This window comes from Candidatus Paracaedibacter symbiosus, assembly GCF_000757605.1.
GTDB classification, from domain to species: domain Bacteria; phylum Pseudomonadota; class Alphaproteobacteria; order Paracaedibacterales; family Paracaedibacteraceae; genus Paracaedibacter_A; species Paracaedibacter_A symbiosus.
The window spans coordinates 1,425,932-1,443,402 of the sequence record NZ_JQAK01000001.1; the positions used below are offsets into that span (position 1 = coordinate 1,425,932).

The following is a 17,471-nucleotide window of genomic DNA, read 5'->3' on the forward strand; positions in this document are numbered from 1 at the left end:
GTCAGCTTTTATTGTGGCGCCATGCCGGTAGGTAACCATCATGAAGGAGCGCCAAAGTAAAAGTAACCGCCAGGTTATTTTGATTTCCTCCAAACTCAAAGAAGATCAAGAAAGGCTGTACTAAAAAGCCAGAAATGAGCTTTTTAAGGTATTTTGAAGATAGTTGCCTTATCTGTTGTAGTTTTGCAATATTTTCAAGTTTTTTTAGCGCGCCAGAAAAGTAAAAGCCTAGAATTTGTAAATTCTTCTTGAAAAAATTATTTTTACTGATATTTATAAGACAAGCGTCGGAAGAACAATAACAATAACCGACGCCTATCACCCTCCGAAATTTAATAATAATCTAGCAGGAGAGTTTCAGTGAGCGACAATATTATTCAAATTAAAGATTGGATGCGGTCTCCTGCAGCTTTAAAAGGATTGGACCGACAAATCCTGGATCTCTCTAATAAATTGGAAGAATTGTTAGATTCAAAGGAACAAAATTTAAGCGATCTGGAAGGGCTTTTCCAATGGGCGATTGATAACCAAATAAAGCTTGATGACCCTCGCTTCCAAAATTCTCTTGATCAATTTGTGGATGCTATTTCCCTTGATGAGGAGCTTCCCAAAATCACCTCCTTTAATACGATTACAGCCTTGGTTGAAACTTTAGATGAACTTATCTTTGAAAAAGTTGTTTCCCTCACAGAAAAACGCCTTGAGGCCCTTCGCCTTAAGTGGCAAATATTAAATGGCAAAAAGGGATAGTAATTTTGCCAGCTTAAGCTGCTGCTTTTTTATGTTTTGCCTTGTGAGTGGTTTTATGGGCTGACTTTTTGCTACTAGTTTTAGGGTGATCTGCTTTTTCTTGTGTGTCGCGCTTTTTTTATTACCCAGCTTTTGGTCAAGGCGATCCAGACGCAACATCACCCTTCCCATATCTTCTTCTAAATCAGCGACTTTCTGACTCAAGGTAACCTGGGGGCCTTTTTTGGAAGAATGACCACTCTGGTTATCTGACTGATTATTTTCTCCATTATCACCATCGGTATTTTGAAAATCTCCTTGGTTATTTGCCTCATTATTACCATTCTCTTGGTTATCACTATTCTCTTGGCCATTTTGATCTTGGTTACTTTGGTTGTCTTGTTGATTATTCTGGTTATCATCACCATTATTATTATCGACATTTTGCTGATCCTGATCCTCAGAATCATCAGAGCTGGATAAATTATCCATTTGATGTCCAAAGGTTCTTGCTGCTCGATCCCGTTCATTGGCATACACAGCAGAACTTAACGCCATTACACAGCTAAGCAAAAGAATAATTTTAGACATGGATAAAACCCTAGCATTGAGAGACCAACTACTAGCGCTAGTATAAGGGATGGATAATTAAAAAATGATTAAGCAATAATGTTGGGCACAAACAATGCTTCAATTTTCAACATCAAATCTTTGATGTAAAGTTTTTCGCGTTTCAACCGATGTACCCTTAAGTCATCAGTAAGAGACCCCTGTGATAAAGAATCGATTTCTTTATCAAGGTCTTTATGATGTTTTCTTAGGCGATCAAGTTCATGTTGTAGCTTGATTACTGCTTCAGGATCTAAAGCCATACAGATCCCTTTCCTTTGTTCTTTTATCTCATCCTATTTAATAAACTAGTTGAAGAAAAGAAAAAAACAGTATAATCACCAAAAATAAAAAAGTTTTACTCCTTGAGAATAGCTTGTTTGATTATCTCTATATCTTTGCGTACCATTTTAATTTCTTTTTTAAGAGCGTTCAGATCGCTGTCAGAGTCTCCCTCTTCTTCTGCTGTTTGCATGGCATCTACAATCACACCGATAAAAACATTCAGGAGAATAAAAGTCACCACAATCAAAAAAGCAGTCGAGAATATCCACGCATAGGGATAGAATTTTAATGTTGCCCGCAAATTATTGCCCCAATCATCCCCCAGCATAATTTGCTGAAGAGAAAGAAGGGATTGCGGAATCGTTCCCCACAGTTCAGGCACTTTTTCACCATATAAATTTGTCGCCAGGACTGCAAAAATAAAATAAGCAATAAGGATTAAGAGGAGCAAATTCATCGCCCCTGGAATCGAATGAAACAGGGTGTCAATCACATGGCGTGTTTTCGGGGAGCTGAGCAACCGAAGTGCCCGTAAAGAATTGAATAATAACAAAATTGTCAGATCAGGGATCTGTAAACTAACCGCTGCCACCAGAACTGCAACAACAAACAAATTGCGGTGATCTTTAAAAAACTTACCCCTAAAAACAATAATACGAATCATTTCTTCACACACAAACACATAAAGAAAAATAGGGATGAGTGCCTTTAAGAATTGGTGGAGCTCCGGATAGGGGACAAAAATTGCCATGTTAAACAGAGTAATCACAAGGGCATTAACTGTTACCAAAACTGTATCCAGCCAATGCATTATTGGACTCTTTAAAAAATGCTGATTCGCGACCATTTTTTACCTCAAAAATTGCCCCTAGATATACTGTTATCGGCGTCTCTTCATCGGATCTCATGCTCTCACAAAAGGCATGGTGCACATCTAAGACGGATACATAAGGGGTAAAGTTTCCTATCTCAACGATATCGTGGTTTTGCGGATTAATAAAGAAAATGAAAAAAGTTAATAAAAAAAGAAGCCCCCTTGCGAGACTTTCTTTTTACTAATTTTTCAGCATATATTTACTTTATGCTGCTGGAGGGATTTCTTTTGTGTCAGAAGCTGATTTGTTCAGCAATTGCGACCAAGCGCCGTCAGAGGCCTCACGTGGTGTTTTAATCTTATGCTCATAGCGACCGGTTAAGTCGATGGCAAACAGCTGGGCGCGGCCTTTACGCTCTTCCTTGGCATACATCAACACTCGACCATTGGCAGACCAAATCGGTGCCTCCACCATATAACCATAGGCAATGGTACGTTCATCAGAACCATCAGGGCGCATCACACCAATATAGAAGGTTCCTTGATAAGATTTTGTAAAGGCAATCAAATCACCACGAGGTGACCAGACGGGCTGGGAATATTTACCTTGACCAAAGCTGATACGATGGGGATTAGCACCACCCCTATCCATCACGTATAAATTTTCCATTCCACCGCGATCAGAGGTAAAGACAATTTGGCTCCCATCGGGTGAAAAGCAAGGTGAGGTGTCAATGTGATGGGAGGCAGCAGATGTCACGGCATCATGGGCTGTCAAATTGGTGAGCTTTTTGGTTTGTAGATTCATCACATAAATAGCAGAGCTGCCCCCTTGTTGGAGACTCATCACAATTTCATTGGAATCGGGGGAGAATCGCGGCGCAAAGCTCATGCTGTATCCCTCAAAAGTATGAAGAAGTTTTTGCGATTTATTATCCAAATTGTAAAGAAAAACTTGAGGGGTTCCTTGTTCATATGATAAAAAGGCAATTTGGCGATTGTTAGGGGCAAATCGTGGCGTTAACACCATATCTTTACCAGTGGTGAGGCTTTGCACATCAGCACCATCGTAGTCCATAATAGACAGACGACGCACCCGACCTTTACCTTTGGGACCACTTTCATCAATAAAGGCGAGTTTTGTATTAAAATAACCTTCTTCGCCTGTGATTCGTTTATAAACTTCATCAGCAATCATATGAGCTAGGCGACGCCATTTAGCACTGTCAACCTTAAGCTCAAGTCCTAATAATTGCTCCCCCTTAAAAACATCAAATAATCGAAACTGAACCTTGATCTGGCCGCCGGATTCTTCAACAGTGCCACAGAGCAAACACTGAGCGTTGAGTATACGCCAGTCCGCAAATCGTGGCCCTTGCTGAAGGGCTGCTGGATCTTGGACAAAAGCTGCAGGATTAATCGGTTCAAATAGACCACTAGTTTTTAAGTCATAGGTGATGATGTCAGCAAGTTCTTTACCTTTTTGACTGCTAGAGCTTGAGTAAAAACTGGTAATCGCAATCGGCGTTGCCTTGACCTGACCTTGGGTAATTTCAATCTTTAAGGCAGAGGCGGGAGCAACCCATCCTGCCAAGAAAAACACCGCAACTAAATTTCTAAACGCACGCATCATATCACCTATTAACGTAACAATTACAGATATCTAATCTCAAACTACCCAGATTATAAGACAAATACCAGGAAAATCGAGAATTCAAAGCGGCACGCTCTTAACATAAATTCAATGCAAAGAGGTGGCCGATGTTAATACATATCTTTGGGGTTAAAGCTCATCTCTAAATCTTTCCATTCCTCATACTTATCAGGGTTCAAAGGCAATGGATTACATTTTGGATCAAGAACAGCACGGGTCGCACTATCAGCCGCAGCCCTAAAGCGTTGATCCCGCGCCATCCGTCCGTTATCAGATACTTTTGCTTCGAGCACCGTCCCATCTTTAGCAATTTTCATCTCAATATCAACAATAAGATCTTGGACATCTCGAGCGCCATTGGGAACAATCCAGCATCGAGCAATCTGACGCCGGATGGCATCAATTTCAGTACCTGTCACCACATCACCCACTTTATCAGCAGGTGCGCCCTTTACTTTACCACCCTTTTTCTTCGGTGTAGGCTTTGCTTTTTTATCATCCTTAATCACATCATCCAAAACATCTTTAAAGAGATCATCAAGTTTTTTCTTATCGTCTTTTTTATCCTCAACCTTTGATTTAAGCTTTTTCTTCTCCAAGTTGATTTCGACCTTTTCCTTCGCTGGTTCCTTTTTTTCTTCCTGTTTGTCAATCGGCTTTTCTTGAGGTGGCTCAGGTTTCTTTTCTTCCTTTTTTTCCTCGGTCTTTGGCTTTGGATCAGGGATAGGCTCTGCAATAGGTTCGGGCTTCGGAGCTTCCGGCTCTGGCGTCGGAGTGCTTTCTTTTTGCTGTTCGGGTAAGGATTCTTGCTTGACGGGTGGTTCTGGTTTTGGCTCTTCTCTAACGGGCTCTTGCTCTTCTAAGGGGTGATCAGGCTCTAGATCTGGTTCTTGAACATCCTGAGGTGCTAAAACAGGTGCTTGGCTGATATCCGAAATATTAACAAACTCAATCATGAGCGGCTTTTGCTCAGCCAACGTCCGTTTAAACGGATTATAAAACCCAACCGCAAGCAAGACAAATATTGCCAAGTGCATCAATGCAGAATAAGTTGCCGGCCGCTTCATTCTTGTTATTGTCCTTTTTTCACAGCAGGCTTTGCTGGTTGTGCTACCGGCTTTGTTTTGACAGGTGCTATTGCTGGGTTAGGTGCTACTCGTTTTGGAGCTGCCATGCCAGGCTTTGGTTGGGGGGAGACTTGGCCTTGGGTGAGGGCAGGTTTGACCGTTGCTTGAGATTTAGCTGATCCCATCGGCATTTCAGCGATTAAAGAGACCTTGGTAAACCCAGCCGCAGCTACTTCTCCCATGATTTCCATAATCCGACCATAAGCCAATCCCTTATCTCCGCGCACATAAATGCGCGCATCTGGATTACTCCCTGTAATTGCCATTAATCGCGCGACAAGCGCTTCGCCTTCCAGCTCCATCTCTTGCAAAAAAGATTTACCTGCTGCATCAACGGAAATGACAATGGGTTCAACCTGATCAGTTAGTTTGGCAGCTTTGGTTTTTGGCAAATCCACAGGGACGCCAACGGTAAGCATCGGCGCTGTGACCATAAAAACAATTAACAACACCAACATCACGTCCACCATTGGTGTCACGTTAATATCGGTAAAGGGAGTTCCACCGCGGCGACGGCGCTGAAACTTATTATTGCTTTTTACGCTTACACCCATCGGCTAAGCCACTTCTTCTTCGAGTTGACGCGAAATAATACCACTAAATTCGCTCGCAAAGTTATCCAAGCGGTTCGCATAACGATTCATATCGCTTGATAACTTGTTATAAGCAACCAGCGCTGGAATAGCCGCGACCAATCCGATCGCTGTTGCAAACAATGCTTCAGCAATCCCTGGAGCCACCACTGCCAAGTTAGTGTTCTGTTGCATTGCAATAGACTGGAAGCTGTTCATAATCCCCAGCACAGTTCCAAACAATCCAATGAAAGGAGCAGCCGAGCTGGTAGAAGCCAAAAAACCCATATGCCTTTCCAGGTGATCCATTTCCCGACCAATTGTGAGCTGCATGACCCGTTCGATGCGTTGATGCAGACTACCTTTAGTTTCAGAAATCCGCGCTAAACCTTTAGAGATCGACCGACGCCATTCACGCATCGCTGTACAGAAAATAGCACTGAGAGGATCTTGGGGCCGATTGTTGATCCGATCATACAGATCATCGAGTGCCCCACCTGACCAAAACGATTCCTCAAAATCATCAGCTGCCGCATTGAGGCTGCGCAAACGTAGGTATTTTTGGAAAATAATCGTCCAGCACCAAAATGACGCGGCAATTAATCCCAACATAATCAATTTAATGATGGGGTCAGCGTTCCAAAAAAGCTCCATCATCGACAGATTAGGGGCAACGGCTTCGTGCGCTGCCGCAAGAGGTAAACTGTTGACAGTCTGCAAGGCTGTTTGATCCATAATGCTTCATTTCCGTTTAAATGTTATCCACCCAACTTAAAAGTTAGGTATATTCCCTTATCTTTCGATTAACGGATTCAGTCAATAAGATCAAGAGAAATCCGCGCACGTTTTAACTTAAGTTGTTGAAATATTAAAAAAGAATTAATTTTCGGAATATAACATTTTCCATTCTTTAAAGAAACGAAACAGCTAGGTTCTGGACAGCTATAGCCAAAATAGTGAAGATAGTGATTTATGGCTTACCATCTGAGGCTATCTCCGTCCAATCTAAAAGAGTCTCTTTTGCTTGGCAAATTTCCCTTCACGCCCAACCATGGAGACAGAGGACAGGACCTAGGTATTTCAAAGGGAAGTTAAACAAGAAATTTTGCTCTCAACTTTTCAACTAAATTAGAGTGTGGCGGGTAGAAAATGAGGGCCAAAAACAGGGGAATTAAGAACGTAAAATAAAAGATGGTTTTGAAATCGATGGTGCCCGAAGCCGGATTCGAACCAGCGACACAGGGATTTTCAATCCCTTGCTCTACCAACTGAGCTATTCGGGCACAAGCGATACACCTTGTATAGAAAAAATCTCCTTTATTGTCCAGTGTAAAATGAATTATAGCTAAAATTTTTGCTGACTGCTTTAAAAAGGGGAGAGGCTTATCCTGTCCTCAACTTGCAATGAGTGGGCCAATGGCTTTACCTCCCAGAATATGAACATGGTAATGATCAACCTCCTGGCCACCATTTTCACCAAAGTTAGTGATCAGGCGATAACCATCTTGATTGAGCTTAGATTGCTCGATAATTTGCCGCACGGCTTGATAGAACTCACCAATCATTATTGCAGGAGCGTTGGCATGAAAATCATGAAAATTGCGATACTCACCCTTTGGCACAACTAGGACATGATAGGGAGCTTTGGGGTGGATATCCTTAAAGGCAAGCACATAATCATTTTCAAAAATCTTGACGCATGCAATTTCTCCGCGCAAAATCCTCGCAAATATGTTAGAAGAATTATAAGACATGATGATGCCTCCGTTCTTTGTTAGTTGATTTATACCCAAAGCACTTGAAGAAGGCGGTTTCTGGCTTTGCATTTGAGGTTGTTTTGACCCTATTTGAACAAGTCTATTTTGGTCATTTTTGCTTGCAAATTTCTTCAAATTTCTCGAAGTAGATAAACTATTTTATCGAAATTTGGCTTCATTTTCAGCTAAAAAATGTCCCAAAATATACCACGCTCCCATAAGAGCAAAACAACCTTGAGCTCACTTTTATCTTGGCCGTCTTTGAAGAGAGGCGCAACTTTCGCGGGCCGCCAAAATAAAAGTCGCCGTAAATCTGCTAGCTATAATCCCGTCTTCTTTAATTGCTTTGGGTATAACATAGATTTTGCGAACAAAAATTGAAATAAATTCATTATTAATTTTGTTTACACAACCTAGTAATTACGAATGGCGGGCATAAACATCAGATAAACAAATTTTATCGAAAGGAAGTGTCATGAATAACCCAACACCTCCCCAATGGCGAGGAACAACGATTGTTTCCGTTCGTAAAGGAAACAAGATTGTGGTTGCCGGTGATGGTCAAGTGACTCTGGGCGCAACTGTTATAAAATCTCAGGCACGTAAAGTTCGTCGCCTTGCTGGAGGCAAAGTTCTCGTTGGTTTTGCTGGTGCCACCGCGGATGCATTTACTTTATTTGAACGATTAGAAGCCAAACTGGAGATGTATCCGAATCAATTAGCCAGAGCCTGCGTAGAGTTGGCGAAAGATTGGCGGACAGATCGCTATCTTCGTCGTTTAGAAGCCATGATGGCAGTAGCTGATCAAAACGTCTCCTTCATCTTAACTGGTACGGGTGACGTATTGGAACCAGAAGATGGGTTGATCGGTATTGGTTCAGGTGGTGCCTTTGCCCTCTCAGCAGCACGAGCTTTAGTTGATATGGACGGGATTGATGCTGAACAAATCGCACGCAAGGCCTTGGGCATCGCGGCCGATATTTGTATTTATACCAATAATAATGTTGTGCTAGAAAGTTTAGATATATGACAGCCTTAACACCTCGGGAAATTGTAAGCGAACTCAACCGGTTTATTGTGGGTCAGGATGATGCAAAGCGTGCAGTCGCAGTGGCATTGCGGAATCGTTGGCGTCGAATGCAGCTCAATCAGGAACTTAAAGAAGAAGTGCTGCCTAAAAACATCTTGATGATTGGACCAACTGGTGTTGGTAAAACAGAAATTGCCCGCCGTTTGGCGAAATTGGCACAGGCTCCTTTTATTAAAGTAGAAGCCACAAAGTTCACCGAAGTTGGTTATGTTGGTCGCGATGTGGAACAGATCATTCGTGACTTGACAGAGATTTCGATCAATCTAACGCGCGAACGCCAAAAGGTTGAGGTTAATGCCAAAGCCGAAGTGCATGCGGAGGAACGAGTCCTCGATGCCTTAGTGGGCGAGACGGCCAGCCCTGAAACGAGAGCTAAGTTCCGTAAGATGCTTCATGAAGGCCAACTCCAAGACAAAGAAATCGATATTAATGTGGCGGATAATGCATCTGCTACCATGCCGTCCATTGATATTCCGGGAATGCCCGGGGCCCAAATGGGGATGCTGAATTTGGGAGATTTGTTGGGCAAATCCTTTGGCTCACGCATGAAGACGCGCAAACTCAAAGTAGTAGACGCAATGGCGATTTTGATTGCGGAAGAGGCAGATAAGCTTCTTGACCAAGAAAAAGTTGTGCGGGAAGCCATTGAGATGGTTGAGCAAAATGGTATTGTCTTTATCGATGAAATTGATAAAATTTGTGCGCGCAGCGAACGCCAAGGCGCCGATGTCAGTCGGGAAGGGGTGCAGCGAGATTTGCTGCCATTGATCGAAGGCACCAATGTGGCGACAAAACATGGAACGGTGAAAACGGATCATATCTTGTTTGTGACCTCTGGCGCCTTTCATATTGCTAAACCTTCAGACTTGTTGCCAGAACTTCAAGGGCGTCTTCCAATTCGGGTTGAACTCAAAGCCCTTGCTAAAGATGACTTTGTTCGTATTTTGACAGAGCCAGAAGCCAATTTGATTAAGCAGGCAAAGGCGATGATGGCAACGGAAAATCTAAACCTTGAATTTACCGAAGATGCGATTGAATCCATTGCAGAATTAGCGGCATCGGTGAACCTAAATGTAGAAAATATTGGCGCACGCCGACTCCATACAATTATGGAAAAACTGTTGGAAGAATTAAGCTTTAAAGCGCCGGATATGGCAGGCCAAAGGGTGACAATCTCGGGCGATGATGTGCAAAAAACAGTGGGAAACCTAGCGCAAAACGTTGATTTGTCTAAGTTTATTTTGTAAAGAGGTTAGGGGCAAAGAACCTAATCCTCCTCCTTATTGGTAATTACCGTTTCATTGCCGTGTGTCCAGAGTTCATGTGTTACAAGACGCGTGAACTCTCTGATTTTTACATTTTACACGAGCTTCAAAATATCCTTCACAATCACCAGGATCACTTCGGTGACAATCAAATAGATAATGATTAGCTCAAGTCTGGAGGAGTGGAGATGCTTTAACTCATCCGAGAGGACTTGATATAATTCATGTAAAGCTGCCAGACGTTGGTTCAAAATGTTGGTTCTGGTGCTAATATCTAAATAGGTAATCCCCATTTGGTAATAAGGCTCATATGCGGGGCGGCGCCAGAAAAACTCAGGCGTATCCAGTAAATCATTGTGCAGATTAATGGAATGGCGTTCGGCAAATAGCACGCCAATGCTTTTAGAGAGTTTCCGGCGGGAGAGAGAGGTTGTGCCTTTTTGTGCCATCTCTTCAGGCAAGTGTTTCGTTTTTTGAATGATATTGTCAATTGACTCTTCAAAGGCTGTCAATTTTACTGATTGGGAGAGAGCATAGGAGAAGGACAAAAGCACCAATGGGTCGCCAGGTTCAAGAATTAACTCATCACTTTCTTCAATAATCGATGTTTCCACACCATAGTAATAAAAACATTGATCAGTAATGACGCGAGGGATTGGTTTGGTGACATGTTGTTTAGCTATATCAAGGTAATACTGACTTTCGCTAGGCTCAACTCCCCAAAAAACAACGCAACCATAGGGAAAGAAAAAGATGTGGTTTTGCTCATTTTCGGAAGGAGGATGAATGTAAATCACATTGTCATAAAATTTTGGATCAAGTCCTTTTTCACGCAACGTTTTAGCTAAAGGGTCAATATCATAGGTGTCGCCAGTGCAAAAGGAATAACAGTCAAAATTCATTTTAATTTAGTCGCGACTTAGAGTGATTTACTTTTAAGTATATGGGTTTCCAAGGAATTTTTACACCAAAAAACTTTCTACCCAAAATAAAAGTCGCATCAAATCTGCTGATTATAATCCCGCCTCTTCAAGTATGTTGGGTATAATTTCTGTTTCAAGATGGCTAAAGAAATCTTAAGCGGGGTGAGAGTAACCGGATGGTAGGCTTTTTTGTATTGTTTTAACCACATGTGACAATAACCACTTAAGGCAAACAAACTACGACATTCTTTAGGGATTTTTCTTAACCGGTTTAAGGTTGCTAGGTGATCTTCAATTACTTTTGTAAGGCGGGATTTAAAGGGCGCATCAGCCTCAAAGCCAAATTTGCGATCGCTTTGCAGTAAATAAATCAAGCCTATGGTTTTACCCAAAGCTTCTGCTGCCTCAATTATTTCGGGAGAGGGTTCCTTTTGCAGCAGTAAAAGCGAATGCCTCATGAGTAACATTTCCCCTTTAATATATTCTGGCCACTGTTTCTTAATGATTAATGATTCATCAAAAAAAACCTCGTAACTATTCAACCAATCAATAAGTTCATCCTGTTGCCAAGTTTGCAAACGATCCCGCCAAGCCGTTAACCGCATGAATCCTGCTAAGGTATTGGTGACAGTTAAGGGGATGAAGCGAATTTCTGCTGCAATCCCCCAAATAAAGGCAAGTGCGTCTTGGAATTTTCTAGGAGTAGTCAAAAGGCAAAAGTAATGAGGATAACTTTTTTCGCGTAAACTTTCAGAGATATCATAATTTTCGTAAAATCTATTGGCCATCGTATTGTAATTTTATTGCCTAAATTGAGGGTTTATTGTTTAATTAATTTTTAAGGGTCGTCTGTTTATGGTAATATAACACATCGTGGAGCTCTCGAAAATGCGGATGATTAAATTAATTATTACTGTCATATTTTTTATGGAGATTGGCCATGCAGGTGATTATGATACGGATTTGATGACATTGCGGGATTATTTTGGGGAACAAGAAAACAAAACACCGCGAACCCGGGAGTATAAACAAGCTTCAGCTCTATGCACATCCGCTCAAAAGAAATGGGTAAAAAGAGCCCAAGCGGCAGAGGCGAGTCAAGGATTTTACCGAACCCCTATCTCGGAATCATATACACAGGAAGATAAAGAGGCGATTGCTCAAGGAAAAGATTATTGTAAAGAGCATAAAGAGTATTGGAATGAACGCGTTGAAAGATTAAGGGAATTTCAGGAAGACTTTAATTTTTACCGTTTTGTACTCGAGGCAATTGATCCTGATAATAAATTTGTTTCGACGATAGCAAGCTCCTCTTCAACTATTGCGACTAATGAGGTTGATCGAACTTTCCAGGCGGGGCCATCTTCATTGCCTGACAAGACGGCGATGGCTGCTTTTCTTCTCAATCAACAAATAGAAACGCTGTCCGCAAGCTTCTTTAGAAGTTTAAAACAAGAAACATCAAAAGATCTTACAAGCAAAGGATCTTATGGTTTGGGCTATCTTTGGGCTGCAACGGCCAGTGCATCCCGCAAAGTTGGTCGCGTTTGTAATGGGAAGGGGTTGACAGATCAGGGCGCCCATTATCCAGAACAAAAGGAGACTTTTTTGAGATTTATGTCCGCGATTAAGAACGATCAAAATTGCAGGCAATTAGGTATTGAGAGCTGGCAGTGGTTGGTTGCTTATATACGAAATCCCCATCTTTATTCAGGTACATATAAACATAAACCGACCGATTATTTGGTCAATTTGATTTTGGCTACGCAATCATAACTCAATACGCTCGCCGTCTCTCAAGCATTGAAAATTACGTCCAGCAGATTTGAGGCGGCTTTTATGTGGGCCCAAAAGGCTCACTCTTATTAACAAAATTATGAAAAATTTTTTTAAAGAGAAGCTTTTGGAGGTGCTTTTATACTATTGAGGCTATTATTCGTCGGTAAAAAAAGGGGCAAATATGAGTGGTTGTCTTCACCAAACTTGCTTGAGTTGTTGGATTATCACCGTCGCGGACAACCATTACTGCTTGAGTATTGGTAATAAACACTAAGCCCAAAATTAAACTAACTAAAAAATTTGACATTTTTATAGTGCAATTTTAAAGGAGATTTTCTTTACAAATCGTATATAATAATTATCATGAACGCCTTCTATATTCACGTGGATATAGACCGATTTAGGAAGGTTAGGGCCACAGTTTAATAGGGGTATTTATAAGGTTCAATAGCTTTAATTTCAACAAATTGCTTTAAATAGAGTATAAGTTCTCTCGTCTACATCCTTACAAAGAGCAATCTCTTCACCACTCAAACTCAGGGCTTTTGTCTTCGTATCTTCAAGTTTTTTGAGGATAAAACTGCAATAAAATGTAATAAATAATGAGGGATTTTTTGAGAAAAACTGTGCTAGTCTGTAAAAAAATAATTTATTAGATAGTGAGAAAATGCTTTCAGTTATTGTGTTGGCCGCAGGGCAGGGAACGCGTATGGTCTCTAACACCCCTAAAATTTTACATCCCGTGGCGGGCAAACCCATTGTGCATCACGTTCTTGATGTGGCTCTTGCTTTGACTGAAGAGGTGGTTGTTGTTGTCTCGCCTCAGCTTGATGCACTCGCTGTAACGGGGGGACGTCCTGCCAAAGTGGCGAGACAACATCACCCACGAGGGACGGGTGATGCGGTACGTGCTGGCCTAGAGCAACTTCAATGTGACGATGGCAATGTATTGATTTTGTGTGGGGATGTGCCGTTAGTTCAAGAGGCAGAACTACAAGCTCTTTTTCAGCAGCATCAACAACACCATAAAGACAGCATCAGTGTTTTGGGAATGCGCTTGACCGATCCAGGCCACTATGGACGGATTGTCGCGGAAGGTAAAAGGCTTATCAGTATCGTTGAATTTAAAGAGGCGACGCCGGAGATCAGAGCAATCAACTTATGTAACACGGGGATTATTTTAACCTCTCTGGCGACACTTAAGAAGCTATTACCAGAATTGTCCTGCCAGAATGCAGCGCAAGAATACTATCTAACAGATATTATGGCGTTAGGCCAAAGTCATGGTATTGAAAGCTATGTGGTTGAAGCTGCCAATTCCACTCTTTTTCATGGTATTAATAATCGGGCTCAATTAGCTCAGGCGGAACAGCAGTATCAACAAATGTTGCGCCATAAAATGATGCTGTCGGGAGTGACATTGCTTGATCCCGATACAGTCTATTTTGCGCATGACACCGTTGTTGGTCGGGACACGACGATCTATCCGAATGTCTTTTTTGGTGAGGGCGTCGCGGTCGGCGAAAATGTGACAATTTATCCCAATTGCCATCTGGTTAAAACACTGTTGGGGAATGACACAAAAGTTGGACCGTTTGCCCATTTACGTGACCACACAATTTTGGAAGATAAAGCTGAGGTTGGTAATTTCGTTGAGGTTAAAAAATCAAGACTGGGCACGGGCGCCAAAGCCAAGCATCTCACCTATTTAGGAGATGCAGTGGTGGGAACAAAAGCCAATATTGGTGCAGGGGTTATTACGTGTAACTATGATGGGGTTGCTAAGCACCAAACAACGATTGGGGCGGGTGCTTTCATTGGGTCTAATAGTGCCTTGGTTGCACCGATATCCATCGGGGACGAAGCCTTGATTGGGGCTGGTAGTGTGATCACCAAAGATGTGCCTGGGCAAGCTTTAGGGATTGCCAGAGAAAAGCAGAAAATTATATTAAATTGGGTTAAGTCTAGGTTCTATAAATAAAATTATAAAAAAAGTAAGGGATAGAGTATGTGCGGGATCGTCGGAATTAATAGCTTTGAGAACGTTGTGCCAAGAATTATGGACGGGTTATCGCGTCTTGAGTATCGAGGTTATGATTCTGCAGGGATTGCTACAATTGATCACGGTCAATTTCAGGTTCGACGTGCTGTTGGTAAACTCCAAAGTTTAAGAGATTTGCTTCAACATCACCCTGTTCAAGGAAATGTTGGAATTGCCCATACCCGCTGGGCAACTCACGGTGTGCCGAATCAAACTAATGCTCATCCGCATAGCAATGAATATGTGGCGGTGGTTCATAATGGAATTATTGAAAATCATGCAGAACTGAGAGCTGGCTTGCAGCAAAAAGGCTATGTTTTTAATAGTCAAACAGATACAGAAGTGGTGGTTCATCTGTTCACCGACTATCTCAAACAAGGAAAAACACCCCTTGAGTGTTTACAATCCCTTTTAGGCGACATTGTCGGTGCCTTTGCGTTGGCGATTATTTTGAGGCAATTCCCAGATTTAATGCTGGTGGCTCGTAAAGGGAGTCCACTTGTTATTGGTATTGGCAAAGACGAGATGTATATTGGCTCCGATGCGTTGGCGCTATCCGACTGGACCAATCAGGTGATCTATCTTGAAGATGGTGATTATGCTGAACTTACAGCAAAATCCTATCAGATTTATGATGTGGCCCATCAGGCAATTTCTCGCCCTATAAAGGTGGTTGAGTTCAAAGCAGATGCGGTTGCAAAGGGTAGCTACGCTCATTTTATGCAAAAGGAAATTTTTGAGCAACCAATGGTGATTGGCAAGACGTTGCAACAGTATGTGGATAGTGAAGCGCTGGCAACAAAGCTCTCAACCACAGCCGATTGGATGGCGGCGCCTAAGTTATCGATTGTTGCTTGTGGCACATCTTATTATGCTGGAATGGTGGCAAAATATTGGTTTGAAACCTATGCCAAAATCTCAGTGGAAGTGGATATTGCCTCAGAGTTCCGCTATCGCGATCCTGTCTTTCTTGAGGAGGGGATTACTCTGGTGATCTCACAATCAGGTGAGACGATTGATACCCTAATGGCCTTGACATTGGCAGCAGAAAAAGGTCAGCAAACAGTTGCAATTGTGAATGTTCCTGAAAGCTCTATTGCTCGAACCGCGCAAGACGTACTGCTGACATATGCGGGGCCTGAGATTGGCGTTGCCTCAACCAAAGCCTTTACAGCACAGTTGACAGTTTTGGCAAATCTTGTGATTTATGCTGCCAAACAACGGGGGCACTTGACGCAGAGTCAAGAAAAGGCGTTAGTCACTGAACTGATGACAGCGCCAGGTTTAGTGATGACAGCGTTACAAACTGAAACTGATATCCATCAAGTTGCACTCGTCCTTGAAAAGGCCCAGGATGTTTTATTTTTAGGGCGTGGGACAAATTTTCCAGTCGCTTTAGAAGGGGCCTTAAAGCTTAAAGAAATTTCTTATATTCATGCTGAAGGGTATGCGGCTGGCGAATTAAAGCACGGTCCAATCGCCTTAATTGATAATACGGTACCGGTGGTTGTCAATATTCCGGCAACGGATGTATGGTTTGAAAAGACACTGTCGAATGTTCAAGAAGTAGCAGCGCGTGGAGCAAAGACGATTTGTTTAACTGATGCCAAAGGACAAAAAGCTCTAGAAGCTAACCATATCGACAGCTTAGTGTTGAAAATGCCGACGTGCTCATCTTTTGTGGCACCGATTGTCTATGCGGTCCCTATGCAGCTTTTAGCTTATCACACGGCTGTATTACGAGGGACAGATGTGGATCAGCCAAGGAACTTGGCCAAGTCGGTCACGGTTGAGTAGTTTTTGTGATTGTTCGTAAAATGCGCGAGGGGCGAGGAGAGATAAAATTATTTTAGGAAGATTTACTTTTACTTACGGCCCTAATCGATGTATTTAAAAAAGCAAATAGCCTCAATCTTTCGGAGTAAGATTATTCTTAAAGTCTTTTCTTAAGGATCGAGGACCATCTGCTGCGTTATATATCTAAAAATATTTTATTTTCTAAGGAGTTTTCTAATGTCAGAACATCAAAAAAAACCTGAATCTGAAACCCCTGGTACGGCTGAAGAAGCTGGAACTGTTGATGGTGCATCAGTTGAAACGGTAACAGTTGAATCGCTCCAAGCGGAGCTAGAAAAAATGAAAGATCAATGGATGCGCGCATTGGCGGAGGGAGAAAACAGCCGCCGCCGTGCTGCTAAAGAACGTGAAGATACGCAGAAGTTTGCAATCAGTAATTTTGCGCGTGAATTGTTGAGTGTGGCTGATAATTTACGGCGTGCGCTGGATAATTGTCCACCGACAGAAGAATTATCTGAGGCAACAAAGTCCCTTGTGACAGGCGTTGATATGACAGAAAAAGAGTTGTTGTCAATCTTGGAGCGCCAAGGAGTGAAAAAACTCAATCCCTTGTATGAAAAGTTTGATCCTAATTTCCATCAGGCTATGTTTGAGGTTGAAACAGGAGAGCATGAATCAGGCAAAATCATTCAGGTCTTGCAGCATGGTTATGTTTTACATGAACGGTTGCTGCGCCCCGCTTTAGTGGGGGTTGCTAAGCCAGTATCGGCAACTGCGCCCAAAGTGGATACAATGGCGTAAGGAATATAGTAAACTTAGCTGAAAGTTGACATTTTGTGAGGTAATTTTTGACGATCTTCTGCTATTTTAAAAAATTCTATAAGATGTCAGCTTTCGAACTAAAGTTACTATAATAGGGAATGTGATGACAAAATTCCCTCCTCTCTTGATTTTTTTGTTAAAGACTTCTATATTTGTTAGCAGAGTATCTGTTCGGCTGCTAATTTAATAAAAATGAGTAGCGTAATA

The 17,471-nt window shown here is 42.1% G+C and carries 18 protein-coding genes and 1 tRNA gene; 7 read left to right on the forward strand and 12 right to left on the reverse strand.

What is annotated here, in order from left to right:
* Positions 1-360 precede the first annotated feature (360 nt).
* The gene (locus IG80_RS0106535) at positions 361-750 is read left to right on the forward strand and encodes a hypothetical protein (RefSeq protein WP_032113029.1); all 390 of its coding nucleotides are present in this window, start codon (positions 361-363) and stop codon (positions 748-750) included.
* Here IG80_RS0106535 and IG80_RS13245 read toward each other — a convergent pair.
* The 9 genes from IG80_RS13245 to IG80_RS0106580 form a co-directional block, all read right to left on the reverse strand.
* Positions 730-1,320 (reverse strand): hypothetical protein, encoded by a 591-nt coding sequence (locus tag IG80_RS13245; protein WP_052046163.1) that lies wholly within the window; start codon positions 1,318-1,320, stop codon positions 730-732. The two genes, IG80_RS0106535 and IG80_RS13245, sit on opposite strands and share 21 nt — an antisense overlap.
* Positions 1,321-1,388: 68 nt before the next feature.
* Positions 1,389-1,601 (reverse strand): YdcH family protein, encoded by a 213-nt coding sequence (locus IG80_RS0106545; RefSeq protein ID WP_032113030.1) that lies wholly within the window; start codon positions 1,599-1,601, stop codon positions 1,389-1,391.
* Between the two features lie 95 nt (positions 1,602-1,696).
* Positions 1,697-2,434 carry an ion transporter gene (locus IG80_RS0106550; RefSeq protein WP_032113031.1) on the reverse strand — a complete coding sequence of 246 codons (738 nt, stop codon included), beginning with the start codon at positions 2,432-2,434 and terminating at the stop codon, positions 1,697-1,699.
* A 268-nt stretch (positions 2,435-2,702) separates the two neighbouring features.
* Positions 2,703-4,070 carry a Tol-Pal system beta propeller repeat protein TolB gene (gene tolB, locus IG80_RS0106555; protein ID WP_032113032.1) on the reverse strand — a complete coding sequence of 456 codons (1,368 nt, stop codon included), beginning with the start codon at positions 4,068-4,070 and terminating at the stop codon, positions 2,703-2,705.
* Between the two features lie 131 nt (positions 4,071-4,201).
* Positions 4,202-5,158 carry a cell envelope integrity protein TolA gene (locus IG80_RS13250; RefSeq protein WP_052046164.1) on the reverse strand — a complete coding sequence of 319 codons (957 nt, stop codon included), beginning with the start codon at positions 5,156-5,158 and terminating at the stop codon, positions 4,202-4,204.
* A gap of 5 nt (positions 5,159-5,163) precedes the next feature.
* Positions 5,164-5,772, reverse strand: a complete 609-nt coding sequence (locus IG80_RS0106565) for an ExbD/TolR family protein (RefSeq protein WP_075553165.1) — start codon at positions 5,770-5,772, stop codon at positions 5,164-5,166.
* A 3-nt stretch (positions 5,773-5,775) separates the two neighbouring features.
* Positions 5,776-6,525 carry a protein TolQ gene (gene tolQ, locus IG80_RS0106570; RefSeq protein ID WP_032113033.1) on the reverse strand — a complete coding sequence of 250 codons (750 nt, stop codon included), beginning with the start codon at positions 6,523-6,525 and terminating at the stop codon, positions 5,776-5,778.
* Between the two features lie 472 nt (positions 6,526-6,997).
* A tRNA-Phe gene (locus IG80_RS0106575) sits at positions 6,998-7,073 on the reverse strand.
* Positions 7,074-7,184: 111 nt separating this feature from the next.
* On the reverse strand, positions 7,185-7,544 hold the full coding sequence (locus IG80_RS0106580; protein WP_032113470.1) for an HIT domain-containing protein: 360 nt from the start codon (positions 7,542-7,544) through the stop codon (positions 7,185-7,187).
* A 478-nt stretch (positions 7,545-8,022) separates the two neighbouring features.
* On the opposite strand from IG80_RS0106580, the gene hslV reads away from it, so the two are divergent.
* The gene (hslV, locus tag IG80_RS0106585) at positions 8,023-8,577 is read left to right on the forward strand and encodes an ATP-dependent protease subunit HslV (RefSeq protein WP_032113034.1); all 555 of its coding nucleotides are present in this window, start codon (positions 8,023-8,025) and stop codon (positions 8,575-8,577) included.
* Positions 8,574-9,884 (forward strand): ATP-dependent protease ATPase subunit HslU, encoded by a 1,311-nt coding sequence (hslU, locus tag IG80_RS0106590; protein ID WP_032113035.1) that lies wholly within the window; start codon positions 8,574-8,576, stop codon positions 9,882-9,884. The genes hslV and hslU overlap by 4 nt, the downstream gene beginning before the upstream one ends.
* A gap of 113 nt (positions 9,885-9,997) precedes the next feature.
* Here hslU and IG80_RS0106595 read toward each other — a convergent pair whose 3' ends face one another.
* On the reverse strand, positions 9,998-10,804 hold the full coding sequence (locus tag IG80_RS0106595; RefSeq protein ID WP_052046166.1) for an RMD1 family protein: 807 nt from the start codon (positions 10,802-10,804) through the stop codon (positions 9,998-10,000).
* A gap of 98 nt (positions 10,805-10,902) precedes the next feature.
* Complete coding sequence (locus IG80_RS0106600; protein ID WP_032113036.1) at positions 10,903-11,613, reverse strand: hypothetical protein; 711 nt, start codon at positions 11,611-11,613, stop codon at positions 10,903-10,905.
* A gap of 106 nt (positions 11,614-11,719) precedes the next feature.
* Here IG80_RS0106600 and IG80_RS0106605 point away from each other — a divergent pair, with 106 nt between their 5' ends.
* Positions 11,720-12,601 (forward strand): hypothetical protein, encoded by an 882-nt coding sequence (locus IG80_RS0106605; protein WP_156962074.1) that lies wholly within the window; start codon positions 11,720-11,722, stop codon positions 12,599-12,601.
* Positions 12,602-12,740: 139 nt separating this feature from the next.
* Here IG80_RS0106605 and IG80_RS15675 read toward each other — a convergent pair whose 3' ends face one another.
* The gene (locus IG80_RS15675) at positions 12,741-12,911 is read right to left on the reverse strand and encodes a hypothetical protein (RefSeq protein ID WP_198027246.1); all 171 of its coding nucleotides are present in this window, start codon (positions 12,909-12,911) and stop codon (positions 12,741-12,743) included.
* 360 nt (positions 12,912-13,271) lie between these two features.
* Here IG80_RS15675 and glmU point away from each other — a divergent pair, with 360 nt between their 5' ends.
* From glmU to grpE, 3 genes are all read left to right on the forward strand, one after another.
* On the forward strand, positions 13,272-14,585 hold the full coding sequence (gene glmU / locus IG80_RS0106610) for a bifunctional UDP-N-acetylglucosamine diphosphorylase/glucosamine-1-phosphate N-acetyltransferase GlmU (RefSeq protein ID WP_052046168.1): 1,314 nt from the start codon (positions 13,272-13,274) through the stop codon (positions 14,583-14,585).
* A 27-nt stretch (positions 14,586-14,612) separates the two neighbouring features.
* Positions 14,613-16,442, forward strand: coding sequence for a glutamine--fructose-6-phosphate transaminase (isomerizing) (gene glmS, locus IG80_RS0106615; protein ID WP_032113038.1), 1,830 nt, complete (start codon positions 14,613-14,615; stop codon positions 16,440-16,442).
* A gap of 216 nt (positions 16,443-16,658) precedes the next feature.
* Entirely contained in the window at positions 16,659-17,243 is a 585-nt protein-coding gene (gene grpE, locus IG80_RS0106620; RefSeq protein ID WP_052046170.1) for a nucleotide exchange factor GrpE, read from the forward strand.
* Positions 17,244-17,471: the final 228 nt, after the last annotated feature.

What these genes read in the sequence shown, in the direction of transcription:
- IG80_RS13245 (WP_052046163.1), bottom strand. Translation starts at nt 1,320, where the DNA reads ATGTCTAAAATTATTCTTTTGCTTAGCTGTGTAATGGCGTTAAGTTCT.
- IG80_RS0106545 (WP_032113030.1), bottom strand. Translation starts at nt 1,601, where the DNA reads ATGGCTTTAGATCCTGAAGCAGTAATCAAGCTACAACATGAACTTGAT.
- IG80_RS0106550 (WP_032113031.1), bottom strand. Translation starts at nt 2,434, where the DNA reads ATGCATTGGCTGGATACAGTTTTGGTAACAGTTAATGCCCTTGTGATT.
- tolB (WP_032113032.1), bottom strand. Translation starts at nt 4,070, where the DNA reads ATGATGCGTGCGTTTAGAAATTTAGTTGCGGTGTTTTTCTTGGCAGGA.
- IG80_RS13250 (WP_052046164.1), bottom strand. Translation starts at nt 5,158, where the DNA reads ATGAAGCGGCCGGCAACTTATTCTGCATTGATGCACTTGGCAATATTT.
- IG80_RS0106565 (WP_075553165.1), bottom strand. Translation starts at nt 5,772, where the DNA reads ATGGGTGTAAGCGTAAAAAGCAATAATAAGTTTCAGCGCCGTCGCCGC.
- tolQ (WP_032113033.1), bottom strand. Translation starts at nt 6,525, where the DNA reads ATGGATCAAACAGCCTTGCAGACTGTCAACAGTTTACCTCTTGCGGCA.
- IG80_RS0106580 (WP_032113470.1), bottom strand. Translation starts at nt 7,544, where the DNA reads ATGTCTTATAATTCTTCTAACATATTTGCGAGGATTTTGCGCGGAGAA.
- hslV (WP_032113034.1), top strand. Translation starts at nt 8,023, where the DNA reads ATGAATAACCCAACACCTCCCCAATGGCGAGGAACAACGATTGTTTCC.
- hslU (WP_032113035.1), top strand. Translation starts at nt 8,574, where the DNA reads ATGACAGCCTTAACACCTCGGGAAATTGTAAGCGAACTCAACCGGTTT.
- IG80_RS0106595 (WP_052046166.1), bottom strand. Translation starts at nt 10,804, where the DNA reads ATGAATTTTGACTGTTATTCCTTTTGCACTGGCGACACCTATGATATT.
- IG80_RS0106600 (WP_032113036.1), bottom strand. Translation starts at nt 11,613, where the DNA reads ATGGCCAATAGATTTTACGAAAATTATGATATCTCTGAAAGTTTACGC.
- IG80_RS0106605 (WP_156962074.1), top strand. Translation starts at nt 11,720, where the DNA reads ATGATTAAATTAATTATTACTGTCATATTTTTTATGGAGATTGGCCAT.
- IG80_RS15675 (WP_198027246.1), bottom strand. Translation starts at nt 12,911, where the DNA reads ATGTCAAATTTTTTAGTTAGTTTAATTTTGGGCTTAGTGTTTATTACC.
- glmU (WP_052046168.1), top strand. Translation starts at nt 13,272, where the DNA reads ATGCTTTCAGTTATTGTGTTGGCCGCAGGGCAGGGAACGCGTATGGTC.
- glmS (WP_032113038.1), top strand. Translation starts at nt 14,613, where the DNA reads ATGTGCGGGATCGTCGGAATTAATAGCTTTGAGAACGTTGTGCCAAGA.
- grpE (WP_052046170.1), top strand. Translation starts at nt 16,659, where the DNA reads ATGTCAGAACATCAAAAAAAACCTGAATCTGAAACCCCTGGTACGGCT.